The 15,169-nt window shown below is 63.9% G+C and carries 11 protein-coding genes; 6 read left to right on the forward strand and 5 right to left on the reverse strand.

The features are described 5' to 3' along the window. Together NO934_RS13650 and cysG are read left to right on the forward strand one after the other, a co-directional pair. Positions 1–2,634 carry a molybdopterin-dependent oxidoreductase gene (locus tag NO934_RS13650; RefSeq protein ID WP_309160516.1) on the forward strand — a complete coding sequence of 878 codons (2,634 nt, stop codon included), beginning with the start codon at positions 1–3 and terminating at the stop codon, positions 2,632–2,634. Beyond that, positions 2,606–4,039 carry a siroheme synthase CysG gene (gene cysG, locus NO934_RS13655; RefSeq protein ID WP_309160517.1) on the forward strand — a complete coding sequence of 478 codons (1,434 nt, stop codon included), beginning with the start codon at positions 2,606–2,608 and terminating at the stop codon, positions 4,037–4,039. Before NO934_RS13650 ends, cysG begins: the two co-directional genes overlap by 29 nt. On the opposite strand, the gene NO934_RS13660 is transcribed toward cysG, so the two are convergent. The 5 genes from NO934_RS13660 to NO934_RS13680 all read right to left on the reverse strand — a co-directional run bounded on the left by NO934_RS13660 (position 4,007) and on the right by NO934_RS13680 (position 10,754). Then, entirely contained in the window at positions 4,007–4,381 is a 375-nt protein-coding gene (locus tag NO934_RS13660) for a DUF1850 domain-containing protein (RefSeq protein ID WP_309160518.1), read from the reverse strand. The two genes, cysG and NO934_RS13660, sit on opposite strands and share 33 nt — an antisense overlap. Then, on the reverse strand, positions 4,378–6,489 hold the full coding sequence (locus tag NO934_RS13665; protein ID WP_309160519.1) for a TRAP transporter permease: 2,112 nt from the start codon (positions 6,487–6,489) through the stop codon (positions 4,378–4,380). Before NO934_RS13665 ends, NO934_RS13660 begins: the two co-directional genes overlap by 4 nt. A gap of 69 nt (positions 6,490–6,558) precedes the next feature. Next, positions 6,559–7,518, reverse strand: a complete 960-nt coding sequence (locus NO934_RS13670) for a TAXI family TRAP transporter solute-binding subunit (RefSeq protein ID WP_309160520.1) — start codon at positions 7,516–7,518, stop codon at positions 6,559–6,561. A gap of 144 nt (positions 7,519–7,662) precedes the next feature. Next, entirely contained in the window at positions 7,663–9,000 is a 1,338-nt protein-coding gene (locus NO934_RS13675) for a sigma-54 dependent transcriptional regulator (RefSeq protein WP_309160521.1), read from the reverse strand. Next, complete coding sequence (locus NO934_RS13680; RefSeq protein WP_309160522.1) at positions 8,997–10,754, reverse strand: ATP-binding protein; 1,758 nt, start codon at positions 10,752–10,754, stop codon at positions 8,997–8,999. The genes NO934_RS13675 and NO934_RS13680 overlap by 4 nt, the downstream gene beginning before the upstream one ends. A 137-nt stretch (positions 10,755–10,891) precedes the next feature. Here NO934_RS13680 and NO934_RS13685 point away from each other — a divergent pair, with 137 nt between their 5' ends. From NO934_RS13685 to NO934_RS13700, 4 genes are all read left to right on the forward strand, one after another. After that, positions 10,892–11,494: a 5'-methylthioadenosine/S-adenosylhomocysteine nucleosidase gene (locus NO934_RS13685; RefSeq protein WP_309160523.1), complete on the forward strand. Its 603-nt coding sequence runs from the start codon at positions 10,892–10,894 to the stop codon at positions 11,492–11,494. Positions 11,495–11,552: 58 nt separating this feature from the next. After that, positions 11,553–12,278, forward strand: a complete 726-nt coding sequence (locus tag NO934_RS13690; protein ID WP_309160524.1) for an endonuclease/exonuclease/phosphatase family protein — start codon at positions 11,553–11,555, stop codon at positions 12,276–12,278. Positions 12,279–12,348: 70 nt separating this feature from the next. Further along, complete coding sequence (locus tag NO934_RS13695) at positions 12,349–14,157, forward strand: ATP-binding cassette domain-containing protein (RefSeq protein WP_309160525.1); 1,809 nt, start codon at positions 12,349–12,351, stop codon at positions 14,155–14,157. Positions 14,158–14,441: 284 nt separating this feature from the next. After that, positions 14,442–15,113, forward strand: coding sequence for a L,D-transpeptidase (locus NO934_RS13700; RefSeq protein ID WP_309160526.1), 672 nt, complete (start codon positions 14,442–14,444; stop codon positions 15,111–15,113). Positions 15,114–15,169 lie beyond the last annotated feature (56 nt).

A 15,169-nucleotide genomic window follows, 5' to 3' on the forward strand; every position in this document is an offset into this window, starting at 1 on the left:
ATGACCGGGCCCATTCGAACGACCTGTCCTTATTGCGGCGTCGGCTGCGGGGTTCTGGCGACCCCGGACGCCGATGGAAGCGTGGCGATCGCAGGCGATCCCGAACACCCGGCCAATTTCGGGCGGTTGTGCTCGAAAGGTTCGGCGCTCGCTGAAACGCTCGGGCTAGAGGGGCGGCAACTCTATCCGATGATCGGAGGCGAGCGCGTCGATTGGCCGGCGGCACTCGATGCCGTCGCCGAAAGGTTGATCGCAACCGTCGCCGAGCATGGGCCGGATGCGGTGGCGCTCTATGGTTCGGGGCAATTGCTGACCGAAGACTACTACGTCGCCAACAAGCTGATGAAGGGTTTCATCGGCACAGCTAATATCGACACCAATTCGCGCCTGTGCATGGCGTCCTCGGTGGCCGGGCACAAGCGGGCTTTCGGGTCCGATACCGTGCCCGGAGCGTATGAAGATCTCGAACTGGCAGATCTTGTCGTGCTTGTCGGTTCCAACCTTGCCTGGTGCCATCCTATCTTGTTCCAACGGCTCAATGCCGCGTGCGAGGCCAATCGCGACATGCGCGTGGTGGTGATCGATCCCCGGCGGACCAATGCCGCCGAGGGTGCCGATTTGCACCTCTCTATCGCGCCGGATGGGGACGTGGCGCTGTTCCTTGGCCTGTTCTCGCACCTTGCCAATGCCGGAGCGTTCGACGCCCGCTATATCGGCGAACACACCATGGGCATTTCGGAAGCCCTGGATGCCGCCGAGGACTGGACGATAGCGCATGTGGCTCAGGCCACAGGGCTTGCAGCTGCCGATGTGGCACTGTTTTTCGACCTTTTCACCCAGACCGAAAAGGTCGTCACCGTCTATTCGCAAGGGGTCAACCAATCGACTTCGGGCACCGACAAGGTCAGCGCTATTCTCAATTGCCACCTCGCGACCGGCAGGATAGGGCGGCCCGGCATGGGACCGTTTTCGGTCACCGGCCAGCCCAATGCCATGGGCGGACGCGAAGTGGGTGGACTGGCCAACATGCTGGCGGCGCACATGGATTTCGACAAGGCCGATGATGTCGCTGCTTTCTGGCGCGCGCCGCGGATTGCGCGCAAGCCGGGCTTCAAGGCGGTGGAGATGTTCGACGCGATTGCGGACGGGCGCATTCGCGCCGTCTGGGTCATGGCGACAAATCCGTTGGTTTCACTTCCCGACGCCGACAGGGCACGCGCGGCGCTCGCCGCGTGCGAGACGGTGATCGTCTCGGACATGTTCGCTTCGACCGATACGGCGCGGCAGGCGGATATTTTCCTGCCGGCGGCGGGGTGGGGCGAGAAGTCGGGAAGCGTCACCAATTCCGAGCGCCGCATCTCGCGCCAGCGGGCCTTTCTGCCGGTGCCGGGGGAGGCGCGTCCAGATTGGTGGATCATTTGCCAGGTCGCCCGGCGCATGGGGTTTGCCGGGTTCGACTACGCCTCCCCGGCTGAAATCTTTGCCGAACATGCGCAGTTGTCGGGACTTCAGAACCATGGGAGCCGGGACTTCGACATCTCGGGCCTTGCCGATGGCGACTATGATGGGCTGCAGCCGGTTCAATGGCCTGTACCGCGCCGAGGAAAGCGCGGAGGGCGGTTCTTTGCTGCGGGCGGGTTTTATACGCCTGACGGGAAGGCGCGGATCGTGCCGCTCAGCCCGCCACCGGCCAAGCCGGCTGTTCCGGGTACGTTGATCCTCAATTCCGGCCGGGTGCGCGATCATTGGCATACCATGACGCGTACCAGTCGCGCGGCGCGACTCTCGGCGCATTTCGCCGAGCCATTCGCGGAACTGCATCCTGACGATGCGGCGAAGTTCTCGATCCGGCGCACGCAATTGGTGCGGCTTGAGAACCGGCATGGCTCGGCCATTATGCGCGCCCTGGTCAGCGAGCGGCAGCAAAAGGGCAGCGTCTTCGTCCCCATGCACTGGACCGAGGAAACGTCGTCCTCGGGCCGGATCAACGCGCTGGTCGCACCGCGCACCGATCCGCAGTCGGGTCAGCCGGGGCTTAAATCTGGGCGCGTCAGCCTCGCGCCGGTCGATGTCGCGCACTATGGGTTCCTAGTCAGCATGCAACGCCCGAATTTCGGTGCGGTCGACTATTGGGCGCTGGCCAAGGCAGAGGCGGGTTGGCGGGCCGAGATCGCAGTGTTCTCGCCGCAAACCAATATGATGACGCTCGCCCGCTCGCTGCTGGGGCTCTCCGATGATGCGCCCGTCATCACAAACATCGATGCTCGGACCGGGCGATTCAGCGCCGCGCACTTCGTCGGAGATGTGCTCGCCGGCGCTCTCTATCTTTCGCCCGACCCGGTGCTTGCCGCGCGGCAATGGGTCGTGTCGCAACTGGGACAGCGTCATGCCGATGCGTTGACGCGGGGCATGATTCTTTCGGGCCGTCCGGGGGCCGGCCGGCCCGACCCCGGTCCGCTGGTCTGCTCGTGTTTCGGGGTGGGCGCCAACCAGATCGCGGAGGTCGTGGCGAGCGGCGCGTGCGGCAGTGTCGATGCCGTCGGAGCGGTGCTCAAGGCTGGAACCAATTGCGGCTCGTGCCGCACGGAAATCAGGAGAATTGTCGATGCACATCGTCTCGCGGCAGCCGAGTGAGGCTGAACGCCCGCGTATGGGCGCCCTCGATTGCCTGCCGGTTTTCTTCGATCTCAAAGGCAAGCGCGTGCTGGTCGCCGGCGGAGAGGAACCGGCTGCATGGAAGGCCGAGCTGCTGGCGGCCGCCGGGGCGCAGGTTGAAGTCCATGCCGATCATCCCTGCGCCGAGATGCAGGCTCTCGCGGCACGCGGCGCGGTGACGGTTGCAGAGAGCCATTGGCGACATGCCCAATGGCAGGGCCTTGCGATGGCGGTCGGCGATTGCGAAGCAAAAGAAGCGGCCGCTTTTGTCGCGATGGCGCGCGAGCACGGCGTTCCGGTCAATGTCATCGACAAGCCCGAACACTGCGAGTTCCAGTTTGGCGCCATCGTCAATCGCTCGCCATTGGTGGTGGGCATCTCCACCAATGGGGCCGCGCCGATCCTGGGGCAGGCTGTGCGGCGGCGGATCGAGACGCTGCTGCCAGAGACGCTGAGCCAATGGGCGAGGCTGGCGCAGAAGCTGCGCGGGCAAGTGCTCGAACGGCTCAAGCCTGGAGCTGAGCGCCGCGCATTGTGGGAGCGATTTGCCGATCTAAGCTTTGCGGGCCAAGCGCCCGCAGGCGATGGGCGGGCCCTGCTCGACGCCGCTCGTGGGGCCCCGCAAGGCCGCGTGACGCTGGTGGGCGCGGGGCCGGGCGATGCCGAATACCTCACGATCAAGGCCGTTCGCGCCCTGCAATCGGCGGATGTGATCCTGTTCGACGATCTTGTTTCCGACGAGGTTCTGGAACTGGCGCGGCGCGAAGCCAAGCGCATTCTGGTGGGCAAGCGCGCCCGCCGCGAAAGCTGCAGGCAGGAGGATATCAACGTGTTGATGCTCGATCTGGCCAGGAAGGGGCGGCATGTGGTGCGGCTCAAATCGGGCGATCCAATGCTGTTCGGGCGCGCCGGTGAAGAAATCGCCGCGCTGGCCGATCATGGGATACCGGTATCGGTCGTCCCGGGCATATCGGCCGCCTTCGCGCTGGCGGCGGAACTGGGTGTCTCGCTCACGCATCGCGATTGCGCGCAGTCGGTGCGTTTCGTCACCGGCCATGCGCGCGATGGGGAGTTGCCGCGCAATCTCGATTGGCGGGCCTTGGCCGACCCCGCGACAACCCATGTCTATTACATGTCGGGACGCACCGCGCCGCAGATTGCGGAAAACCTCATCGCCCATGGGATGGATGAGGCTACGCCGGTCGTCGTGGCGACCAATGTCGGCCGGTCCGGCAAGGCCGTCATTCGCTGCACGCTGAGCCAATTGCCGGGTGAGATGGCGCGCCTGGAGCTTTCAGGTCCGGTGCTGACCGGCATCGGCAACGTGTTCGGGCAGGCGGGCGAAGGTTCGCTACGGCGTCCTGCACTGGCCGTCGGCCCATAGCACGACGGTATCGCCCGCCGCAGCTCCGAGCTCCAGGCATTGGCCATCCGCGCATAAGGTCCAGGCTGAAGGCGTGGCGCCCGAGGCGGCAAGTGAGAGGCGTTCGAGAGGAGGCAGGTCTGGCGTATAGCTCCAGCCATCCTCGGAGCGGACAGCATTGTCGGGCAGGCCGATTCCGGCGCCCGAGCCTTGCACAGTCGCTTGCGTGATCGCCAGCTTCCCCTCCCGGACGATCCATTGCTCCTGCCAGAGCGTCCTTTCCACCGAATGGGTCCAGGAGAGGCTGAAGGTGGTCGCCGCGAGCGCGATGATCTTTCCGCCCGCGGCGATGCACAGGCTCATGCCGCTTGTGCCCTACTGGCCGCTCGGGCCCGCCAGATCTGGAAGCCGACGAGCACCAGGCCGAGGGCAAAGCCGATCTCGTCGGTGAACGGCAGGGCAAGGATCAGCGTCACGCCAGCGGCGAGGAATAGCATTCTCTCGACAAGGCCGGTCCAGACAAAGAGGAAACCGATCAGTCCCACACCCGAAAGCCCGATTCCCACGCAGGCCTTGAAGATGATGTAGGCCACTTCCACAGGATACCCGAACGCCTCGGCCATCCAGCCGCCGTCCTGGAGCATCAAGGAAGGTGTATAGACGGCCATGAACGGGATGACGAAGCCGGCCGCGGCGAGTTTGATCGCATTCAGTGAAATCTTGAGGCCGGTGGATTTGGCGATTGGCGCGGCGGCAAAGCAGGCCAGCGCCACGGGCGGCGTAAGGTCCGCCATGATGCCGAAATAGAAAACGAACATATGGCTGACCAAAAGCGGCACGCCCAATTCGAGCAGTGCCGGCCCGGCCAGCGACGAGGTGATGATGTAGTTGGGGATGGTCGGGATGCCCATGCCCAGGACGAGGCAGGTGACCATGGTGAGCACCAGCGAGAGGAACAAATTGTTCTCGCCGATGCCGATGATGGCGCTGATGAATGTTGAAGCGATGCCGGTGAGGGTGAGCGTGCCGATCACGACACCCACCACGGCGCATGCCACACCCACGGGAAGGGCGTTACGGGCGCCCTGAGCCAGCGCGTCACGGCAGATGGCGAGCGTTTCGCGTCCACCCTTGAAGAAGGCGCAGGCGGCGATGAGCCCAATGATGACCGCAAAGAGCAGGTTGACTCCGAACCATGTGAAGGAGGCGGCGGCAAGGCCGAGGGCGATCCAGAACACGACGCGGAAGGCGACGGGACCGATCTTGGCGGCAAGGGGGGTGCCCAGGATGAGAACGACGACGAGCGCAAGCCCCATGGTTCCCGCAAAGATCGGGGTGTAGCCGGCGAACAGCAGATAGATCAGCGCCGCCAGGGGGAGAATGAGCGGCCATTGCTCTTTGACCGCTTGCCAGGGGTTCGGAAGCTGGTCCTTGGACATGCCTTTAAGGCCAAGCTTGGCGGCCTCGAGCCGCACCATCCAGAAGCAGACGGCGAAGTAGAGCAGGGCCGGGATGATCGCGGCCTGGACGATGGACGCATAGGGGAGATTGAGCGTCTCGGCCATGATAAAGGCGACCGCCCCCATCACCGGCGGCATGATCTGGCCGCCCATCGAGGCAGTCGCCTCCACTCCGCCGGCGAAGGCGGAGCGATAGCCGAAGCGCTTCATAAGCGGAATGGTGAACTGGCCCGAAGCCACGACGTTGGCCACGCCCGAACCGGAAATGGTGCCCATCAGAGCCGAGGAGAGCACGGCCACCTGAGCCGGACCGCCGCGTGTGCCGCCGACAAGGCCCAAGGCGAAATCGTTGAAGAGCTTGAGCATGCCGGCCCGTTCCAGGAACGCGGCAAAAACCACGAAAATGAAGATATAGGCCGCCGAAACATAAACCGGTGTGCCGTAGATGCCTTCGGTGCCGAAGCCGAAATGCTCGACGATCAATTCGAAGCTGTAGCCGCGATGGATGAGCGGAGCTGGGAGATGCTGGCCGAAGAAGCAATAGGCCAAAAAGATTGCCGCGATCACCGCAAGCGGCCAGCCCAAGATTCGGCGTGCGGCTTCGAACACCAGAACGACTGCCGTGGTGCCGACGACCAGATCCATTGTGGTGAGAAAACCGGTGCGCCGGATGAGGTCGACATAGAAGACCCAGTTATAGATGCCGGTGAGAAAGCCCGCGACACCCAGGGCCCAGAAGATGGCCTTGGTCAGCACGGTCTTGGCAATGAGATTGGCGACCAGGCCGAAAGTAAGGAGCAGGAGAAAACCCACGTGCATGGCGCGCACGACCTGGCTCGGCAACGAGCCGTAGGCGGCAGTCCACAGCGTAAAAAGGGCAAAGGCGATGGCGATCCCAAACGCGATTTTGCCGGGAATGCCTGTGCCAAATCCAGGGGGCAGGCCCTCGGCCGCTTCTTCTTCCGATTGGCGGGCAAGGGCGTCGGCCCGGACGTCACCGGTTTGGCTCATTTTCTCTTTCCTCCCAAAAAGAGCGGTGGTGCGACCCGCCGAATGTGGCGGATCGCACGGATGCGGTTGTTACTCGATGATGCCCTGTTCGCGGTAATAGCGTTCCGCGCCCGGATGCAACGGGATCGGGAGACCTTCGACAGCCGCGTTGATGTTGATCGAGGCGGCGGCGCTGTGAGCGGCCTCCATGCGGTCGAGATTCTCGAACAGCAGCTTGGTCATCTGATAGGCGGTTTCCTCACTCACACCGTCATGGGTGACCAGAATGTTGCCGATGGCTGCGGTGGGAACGTCCTGCATCTGGCCGCGATACGTCCCGGCGGGAATTACGGCGGGGACATAGGGCGCGCCGATCGATTCCACGACTTCGGCGGGAATGGCCACGATGTTGATCTCGTGGGTTGCGGTCAGGTCCTGGATGAAAGCGACGCCGAGACCGGCAGATTGCAGCGTGGAATCGAGCTGGCGGTTTTTGATCAGTTCCGCCGATTCCGCGTAGGGCAGGTATTCGAGACGTCCGAGGTCGTCATAGCTCAGGCCAGCCGCTTCGAAGATGGCGCGGGCGTTGAGTTCGGTGCCCGAAGCCGGAGCGCCCACGGACATGGATCTGCCGGGCAGGTCATCGAGGCTGACGATGCCCGATTGCGCGTCGGCAACGATCTGCACGTAGTTGGGATAGATCGCGCCAATGGCCCGCAAACCTTCGAGCGGGCCGGGGAAGCCGGCTTCCTCGTTGCCTTCCCAGGCGAGCGCGACAGAGTCGCCAAGCGCAAAGGCGATTTCACCGCGGCCCTGGGCCAGCAGGTTGAGGTTTTCGACCGAGGCCTTGGTGGCCTGCACCTGGGTGCGGGCACCCTCGATCCCGTCGGCATAGATTTCGCTCAGCGCGACGCCGAGCGGATAATATACGCCGGAGGTGCCGCCGGTGAGGACGTTGATGAACTCCTGGCTCTGTGCGGCCATGGGGGCAGCGGCCAGAGCAGTGCCCAGCAGGGCGGTCGCGCCGAGGCGCGTAAAAAGTGCATTCATGGAATTCCTCCCAAAGGGTTGTGCGGCCCGCCATCTCCTCGCGGCGTGCCCAAGGCCTATTGTGCAATCGTCATGCCAATCATGAACAGCAGAAAATACGGCCTGTTTCCGGTATGACTTGGCGGATTTTCGCCAGCAACCCAATTATGCGAGCGGAAATTCGCCAGATTCTGCTGTGGCACGCAGCCGATAGCGGACGATTTTCTCGTTGAGCGTTCGCCGGGGCACCCCCAGGAGCAGGGCGGCGCGGGCGCTCGATCCGTCAGCCTGATCGAGAGCGCGGGCGATGACGCCGGCTTCAAATCGTGCGACTTGCTCGGGCAGGCTGGCCGCGCCTCCCTCTTCCGGTGAAGTGGCGTTGTCGATGCCGATCACCGTGCGTTCGGCAAAGGCCTTCAGCTCGCGGACATTGCCTGGCCAGGGGCGGGATTCGAGTTCAGCCAGCGCCGCTGGCGAGAGTTCGCGCAACGGCAGGCCGAAGCGCTCGGCGGCGCGGCGCGCGAAGACCGAATGGAGCAGCCCGATGTCTTCGCGCCGCCCGCGCAACGGGGGAAGCGCCAGATCGACGGTGGCCAGCCGGAAATAGAGGTCGGAACGGAAGCGGCCGGCCTCTCTTTCGGTACGCAGGTCTGTTTTGGTGGCGGCAATGAAGCGGACGTCGATAGGGATCTGGCGGTTGGAGCCCAAGGGCTCGACCACCCGCTCCTGGATGACGCGCAACACCTTGGCCTGCGATGCGAGCGGCATGGATTCGATCTCGTCGAGAAACACCGTGCCGCCCGAGGCGAACACCAGCTTGCCTTCGCGCGCGGCGCCGGCGCCGGTATAGGCGCCCTTCTCATGGCCGAAGAGTTCGCTCTCGAAGATGGTTTCGGGAATGGCAGCGCAGTTGATGGCGACGAAATTGCCCGAACGGCGGCGGCCGAAATCATGCAGCGCGCGGGCGGCGACTTCCTTGCCGGTGCCGGTTTCGCCGGTGATCAGGATATCGACGTCGATATCGGCGAGATGGAGTATGGAGCGGCGGATATGCGCCATGGCGGGCGAAATGCCGATCATGCGCGCTTCGATATCGTCCGGCTGATGTTTAAGGCGCGAAATCTCGCGCTTGAGGCGGCGCTTTTCGACGGCGTTGTCGAGGATCGAAACCAGTTGTTCGGCGTCATAGGGTTTTTCGAGGAAGTGGTATGCGCCCGCGCGCATGGCCTCCACCGCCACGGGCACGTCGCCATGACCGGTGAGCAGGATCACCGGAAGGTCAGGATCAGCCTTTTGCAGGCGCTCGAGAAGTTCGAGGCCGGACAGCTTGGGCATGCGGATATCGCTGACCACGCATTCGCAGCCGTCGGTATCGATTGCCGCAAGCGCGGCGAGAGGATCGGTGTGGGTTTCCACGGCGAAACCGGACACATCGAGCCAATCGGCCGCTGCGGCGCACAGGTCCGGTTCGTCATCGATGAATACGACGCGGCCCCGGCTCATGAGGCGCGCTCCAGGGGTTGATGTGCCGCAAGGGGCAGGGAGACGGTGGTGAGGGTGCCTCCGCCCACGGCAGGGGCGAAGGAAAGCGTTCCGCCGTAATCCTCGAGAATGGCGCGCGAAATGGAGAGGCCAAGCCCCAGGCCTTCGCCGGTCTTCTTGGTGGTGAAGAACGGCTCGGTGATCTTTTCGGCGATCTCCTCGGGAATGCCAGGACCGGAATCCACGATCTCGACCAGTGCACGATCAGCCCCTGAACAGATGGAAATCGCGACGGTGGAATTGCCCAGGGTTGCCGTCGCGTCTATGGCATTGAGCAGGAGGTTGATCAGTACCTGTTCAATGCGCACGGCATTCACGGCAACCAGCACATGATTCGCTTCGGGTGAGAACCGGATTTCGACCGCTTGCTCCCTTGCCTGTGGGGCGACGATCTCGATGGCAGCGTTGACCGATGCTGCAAGGGAGATCGGATCGGCGGGCAGGGCCTGGGTGCGTGAGGAGAAGCTTTTCAAATGCTTGACCGTCCTTTGCATGCGCTTGAGCAGCGCGCGGCCGGTCTGGATCGAAGACTGAACCTTGGTCGTTCCCTCCTTTTGCGCATGCATGCCGGCGGCTGCAAGGGTGGTGTCGAGGGCCGAAAGCGGCTGGCTCACCTCGTGGACGATTGCTGCCGACATCCGGCCCAGCGCGGCGAGCTTGGCGGCATGGATGAGGCTGTCCTGGGTTTCGCGCAGTTCGGCGGTGCGCTCGGCCACCCGGCGCTCGAGTACGGCGTTCTGCTCCAGTTTCCAGCGCGTCAACTGCCGGCGTTGATACGCGTAGAGCCCGATGAGGATACAAAGGAGCGACAGCAGGCCGACAAGGACCGCCACCAGTCGTGCCTCATCGGCCACGGGAGCGGTGGGCTGGGCGGTGAACAATTGCCAGCCTTGCGGCTCGATGCGGATGGTGCTGAGGGCGAGGGAGTGGTTCTCGTCCTCGATGAAAACCTGCTGGCTCGAACCGAACCCCGCTTCGACCAGCGGCGCACGGGCGGCGACATCGATGCCGTCATATCGCCGTTCCTGATCGATCAGCTCGCGATCGTGGGCGGCAAGCGGATGCAGCGGACGGTATTTCCAATCCACGATACCGGAAAGGAAGACGACGCCGGCGTCGTCGGCAAGGCCGGTCATTTCGCCAGCCCGCGCCCAGGCCTGCTCGAGCGGTGCCATATCCACCTTGACGACGACCACGCCGAGCGGACCTTGCAGGCCGTCGATTCGGGCGGAGAGGAAATAGCCCGGTACGCCGGTGGTCACGCCCACTGCGTAGTACGAGCCCTCGCGATCGGTGAGCGCCTCCCCGAAATAGGGGCGGAAACTGTAATTGTGGCCAACAAAGGAAGTCGGCAGGTTCCAGTTCGAGGATGCGAGCGTAAGCCCGTCCGTATCGATGACATAGGCGACGTCGGCCAGCGAATGGCTGGTCACGGTTTCGAGATAGGCATTGGCGAGCCGAACCGTTTCGGAGGTCGGCTCGGAGAGCAGTTCGAGTATGCGTTCGTCTTCGCCCAGGACTTCGGGGAGATATCCGAACCGCTCGATTTCGCTTTCCACTGAGCGCTGCGTCACCGTCAGCCGGTCGCGCAATTGCCCGCTCAACCGGTCGATGCCGGCGCGGTAGGCGAGGGCATAGGCGAGCGCCGCCAGCGCACACACCAGCGCGACCGCCGCCAGGGCGACGGCGATCCTGCGCAACGAAAATGCCTTCAAGCCTGACAGCCTCGGTTCTCCTCCACGATCGGCCCGCGATCATGGCGTAACCGATGCGGCGTGACAACGGCGAAGGCGGCTTGCGCAAGCGGGGCGGCTGTTGCCACTCTTGGGTGATTGCAAACGGGCGAGATCAGATGAGCAACATCTTATATGTCATGGCGGCCGATGCCGAATATGGGCCGAACCTGAGGGCGCGGATCACGCCCTTGATGACCGGCATCGGACCGGTCGAGGCGGCGGTGGCGGTGACCCGCGCCCTGGCGGAAGCGCAGGCTGCGGGCAGCTTGCCCGATATCGTGGTCTCCCTGGGCTCGGCGGGATCGGCAACGCTGGACCATGCCGGGGTCTATCAGGCTTCCTCGGTCTCCTACCGCGATATGGATGCGAGCGCCCTGGGGTTTCCACGCGGCGTTACCCCGTTTCTCGATCTGGAGGCGGAGATCGCGCTTTATCCGCGGATCGCGGGCCTGACGCCGGCTCGGCTTTCCACCGGCGGCAATGTGGTTTCCGGCGCGGCCTATGCGGAGATCGACGCCGACATGGTGGACATGGAGTCTTTTGCCATCCTGCGCGCCTGCCAGAGTTTCGGCGTTCCGTTGATCGTGCTGCGCGGGATATCGGATGGCGCGACCGAACTCGCGGGGATTTCGGACTGGACGCGTGATCTCGGGATCATCGATGAAAAGCTCGCCCATGCCGTCGATCTTATTGAGGCCCAGATCGCAACGCTTTTATAGCAACCAACTCGGGCGGGGCTTCATTGACCTGCCACATCCTCCAAGCAATGATTGTTTCATGATCTCTATTGCGTCCTACAACATCCGCAAGAGCGTGGGCACCGATTGGCGGCGCGATCCCGGCCGCATTCTCGATATCCTCAACGAGGTCAATGCCGATGTGGTGGCGCTGCAGGAGGTGGACCGGCGGTTCGGAAGCCGGTCGGCTTCGCTCTCGCCCGAGATGATCGTCGAGCGCACGGACTATGAGGCGATCAGCTTCGGGGTTCGGGAACAAAGCCTCGGCTGGCACGGCAACACCATCCTCTATCGGCGCGGCATTACCGTGCTCGATACGATGACCCTGACGCTGCCCGCGCTCGAGCCGCGAGGCGCGGTGCTCGCCGACCTGCAGATCGGCGCCGAGCGGTTGCGCGTCATCGGCCTGCATCTTGGGCTCGTCGATCTTTGGCGCCGGCGGCAGGCGCAATCGGTGCTCAACCAGCTCGACGTGCTCGACGAGGCGCTGCCGACGGTGATCATGGGCGACCTCAACCAGTGGACGACCGAGGGCGGCTGTCTTTCCCATTTCGCTGAAAACCACAGGGTCATCGCTCCGGGCCCGAGTTTTCATTCTTCGCGCCCGATGCTCAATTTCGACCGGATCATCACGACGATGGATATCGAGGTTGCGGCGTCGGGCGTGCACACCTCCGAGATGGCCCGCAAGGGATCGGACCATTTGCCGGTCTGGGCCCGCATCCGCATTGATTCCGCGGCCAAGGCCATGGCGCAATCGGCCTAGAGGAGCCTTGCATCGGGCGAGGTTTTTCGCCACATCTCGCCCGTTCTTTTCCAGCTTTTTACGGATATCCATGCCCGCTCCGCTTCTTGCCCTGCAATCGATCCGCCTTGTCATGGGCAGCGCCCCGCTGCTCGAGGGGGCCGAACTTTCGGTCGCCCCAGGAGACAAGATCGCGCTGGTGGGGCGCAACGGGTCGGGCAAGTCGACGCTGCTCAAGATCGCCGCGGGGATCATCGAGCCCGATGCGGGCGAGCGGTTCTTCCAGCCCGGCGCGACGGTCAGGTATCTGCCCCAGGAGCCCGATCTTTCGGGGTTCGAAACGACGCTGGCCTATGTGGAAGCCGGGCTCGAAGGGGCCGACGAGCCGTTCCGGGCGCAATATCTGCTCGAACAGCTCGGGCTCACCGGCAAGGAAAAGCCCGCCTCGCTGTCGGGCGGGGAGGCAAGGCGTGCGGCGCTGGCGCGGGTGCTTGCCCCCGAACCCGATATCGTCTTGCTCGACGAGCCGACCAACCATCTCGACCTGCCGGCCATCGAGTGGCTGGAAGAGGAGCTCAAATCGCTGCGCTCGGCATTGGTTTTGATCAGCCACGACCGGCGGTTCCTCTCCGATCTCACGCGCTCGACGGTCTGGATCGATCGCGGGCAGACCCGGCGCATCGATCAGGGCTTTGCGGGGTTTGAAGCCTGGCGCGACGATTTCCTCGAACAGGAGGAAAAGGAACAGCACAAGCTGGCGCGCAAGATCGCCGCCGAGGAGCATTGGGTGCGCTATGGCGTCACCGCGCGGCGCAAGCGCAATGTGCGCCGCATGGACCTTCTTGCCGGCCTGCGCCAGCAGGTGCGCGACTATCGCGGACCGCAGGGCAATGTGAAAATGACCGTGGCCGAGGGCCGGACCTCGGGCACCATGGTGGTCGAGGCCGAAGACATTTCGAAAGCTTTCGGCGACCGTACCGTGGTCAGGAACTTTTCAACGCGCATCCTGCGCGGCAGCCGCGTCGGCATCGTGGGGCCGAACGGGGCGGGCAAGACGACGCTGATCCGCATGCTTACCGGCAATCTCGAGCCGGATACAGGCAGCGTCCGGCTCGGCACGCGGCTCGAACTCGCGGTTCTCGACCAGCGCCGCGCCTCGCTCGACCCGGATGCCACGCTCAAGGACGTGCTGACCGGCGGGGGCAGCGACACGCTGACCATCAATGGCGAGCCCAAGCACGTCATCGGCTACATGAAGGAGTTTCTCTTCACCCCCGAACAGGCGCGCACGGCGGTGAGCAAGCTCTCTGGCGGCGAGCGCAACCGGCTGACTTTGGCCCGTGCGCTGGCACTGCCCTCCAACGTCCTGGTGCTGGACGAACCCACGAACGACCTCGACCTCGAAACCCTCGACCTGCTCGAAGAGATGATCGCCGACTATGCCGGTACGGTCATCGTCGTGAGCCACGACCGCGATTTTCTCGACAAGGTCGCAAGTTCGATCATCGTGGCGGAGGAAGACGGGGTGTGGACCGAATATGCCGGCGGCTATTCGGACATGGTCGCCCAGCGCGGGGCGGGTGTTTCGGCCCGAAAGGTCGAAAAACCGGCTGCGGCGGCAAAGGAAAAGCCCGCCGCACAATCTCAGGTACAGCAGCAGAAGCGGAAACTTTCGTTCAAGGAAAAACACGCCCTCGAAACGCTGCCCAAGGAAATGGATGCGCTGCGCGGAAAAATCGCAAAGCTACAGGCCAAGCTCGACGATTCCGGTCTTTACGCCCGCGACCCCAAGGGGTTCGAAACCGCGACATCCGACTTCGTTGCCGCGCAGCAGGCGTTGGCCGAAATGGAGGACCGCTGGCTGGAACTCGAAATGCTGCGCGAGGAACTCGAAGGCTGATCGCCGGTCACAAATCTGCGAGCAGGGAACGTCATTACTCAATTGTAAACCATCGCGATTGCTAGATGCCCGGGAAAGACCGGCGCACTCCGAAAGACCCGGATTCTCGGGCTTCCTGGGAGGGCCTGGGCAATGGCGGCGACATCCGCGAACATTCCCGTCGGGGCAAAACATGTGATGCCGATCGGCAACAGAGCACCCTCTGTGCACCAACGAGGGCGGAACAATGTCGAGCCCGCCATATTTCACACAGCGCGCCGGAAACGCTAGCCAGAAGAAGACAGATGACCACAGCCACCCCAATTCTCCCCCGCCGCCAGTTCCTCGCCGGGGCCGCCAGCCTTTCGGCGCTGGCGCTCGCCGGATGCTCCAGCACCACGAGCCAGCCCGCGGCTCCCGCCACGCCGCAGTTCGATCCGTTCTACGTCAACATGTACAGCGGCGTCTGGGATGGCGAGCATTATGTTCCTGCCGTCGACCTGCGCTATGTCGATCCCGCCTACTATCGGCGCGTGGTTCCCGATCCCACCGGAGAGCGGCCCGGCACCATCTATATCGACACCGCCGCGCACTACCTCTATCACGTTCGTGAAGGGGGGCAGGCCGTGCGCTATGGCGTAGGCCTTGGGCGCGAGGGCTTTGGCTGGTCGGGGCGCGGCGTGATCCAGTTCAAGCGCGAATGGCCCACCTGGACGCCGCCCGCCGCCATGATCGAACGCGAACCTCATCTCGAAGAGTGGCGCCACGGTCAGCCCGGCGGCATCGACAATCCGCTCGGCGCCCGCGCCCTCTATATTTTCCAGAACGGACGCGACACGCTGTACCGCGTGCATGGCACCCCTGAGCCCTGGACCATCGGCAACAACGTTTCGTCCGGTTGCGTGCGGCTGATGAACCAGGACATCATGGATCTTTATGACCGCGTGGCCTCGGGCTCGACCCTGATCGTCGCCTGACCGATTTTCACATTTGCGCTTGATGCACCCGTCCGGTAGCAACCGGGCGGGTTTTG

This window comes from Pelagibacterium sp. H642 (assembly GCF_031202855.1).
Lineage (GTDB): Bacteria > Pseudomonadota > Alphaproteobacteria > Rhizobiales > Devosiaceae > Pelagibacterium.

Excerpts from the sequence above, each read along its gene's own strand:
- NO934_RS13695 (WP_309160525.1), top strand. The coding sequence starts at position 12,349 with ATGCCCGCTCCGCTTCTTGCCCTGCAATCGATCCGCCTTGTCATGGGC.
- NO934_RS13660 (WP_309160518.1), bottom strand. The coding sequence starts at position 4,381 with ATGAGCCTGTGCATCGCCGCGGGCGGAAAGATCATCGCGCTCGCGGCG.
- NO934_RS13670 (WP_309160520.1), bottom strand. The coding sequence starts at position 7,518 with ATGAATGCACTTTTTACGCGCCTCGGCGCGACCGCCCTGCTGGGCACT.
- NO934_RS13685 (WP_309160523.1), top strand. The coding sequence starts at position 10,892 with ATGAGCAACATCTTATATGTCATGGCGGCCGATGCCGAATATGGGCCG.
- NO934_RS13650 (WP_309160516.1), top strand. The coding sequence starts at position 1 with ATGACCGGGCCCATTCGAACGACCTGTCCTTATTGCGGCGTCGGCTGC.
- NO934_RS13675 (WP_309160521.1), bottom strand. The coding sequence starts at position 9,000 with ATGAGCCGGGGCCGCGTCGTATTCATCGATGACGAACCGGACCTGTGC.
- cysG (WP_309160517.1), top strand. The coding sequence starts at position 2,606 with ATGCACATCGTCTCGCGGCAGCCGAGTGAGGCTGAACGCCCGCGTATG.
- NO934_RS13665 (WP_309160519.1), bottom strand. The coding sequence starts at position 6,489 with ATGAGCCAAACCGGTGACGTCCGGGCCGACGCCCTTGCCCGCCAATCG.
- NO934_RS13700 (WP_309160526.1), top strand. The coding sequence starts at position 14,442 with ATGACCACAGCCACCCCAATTCTCCCCCGCCGCCAGTTCCTCGCCGGG.
- NO934_RS13690 (WP_309160524.1), top strand. The coding sequence starts at position 11,553 with ATGATCTCTATTGCGTCCTACAACATCCGCAAGAGCGTGGGCACCGAT.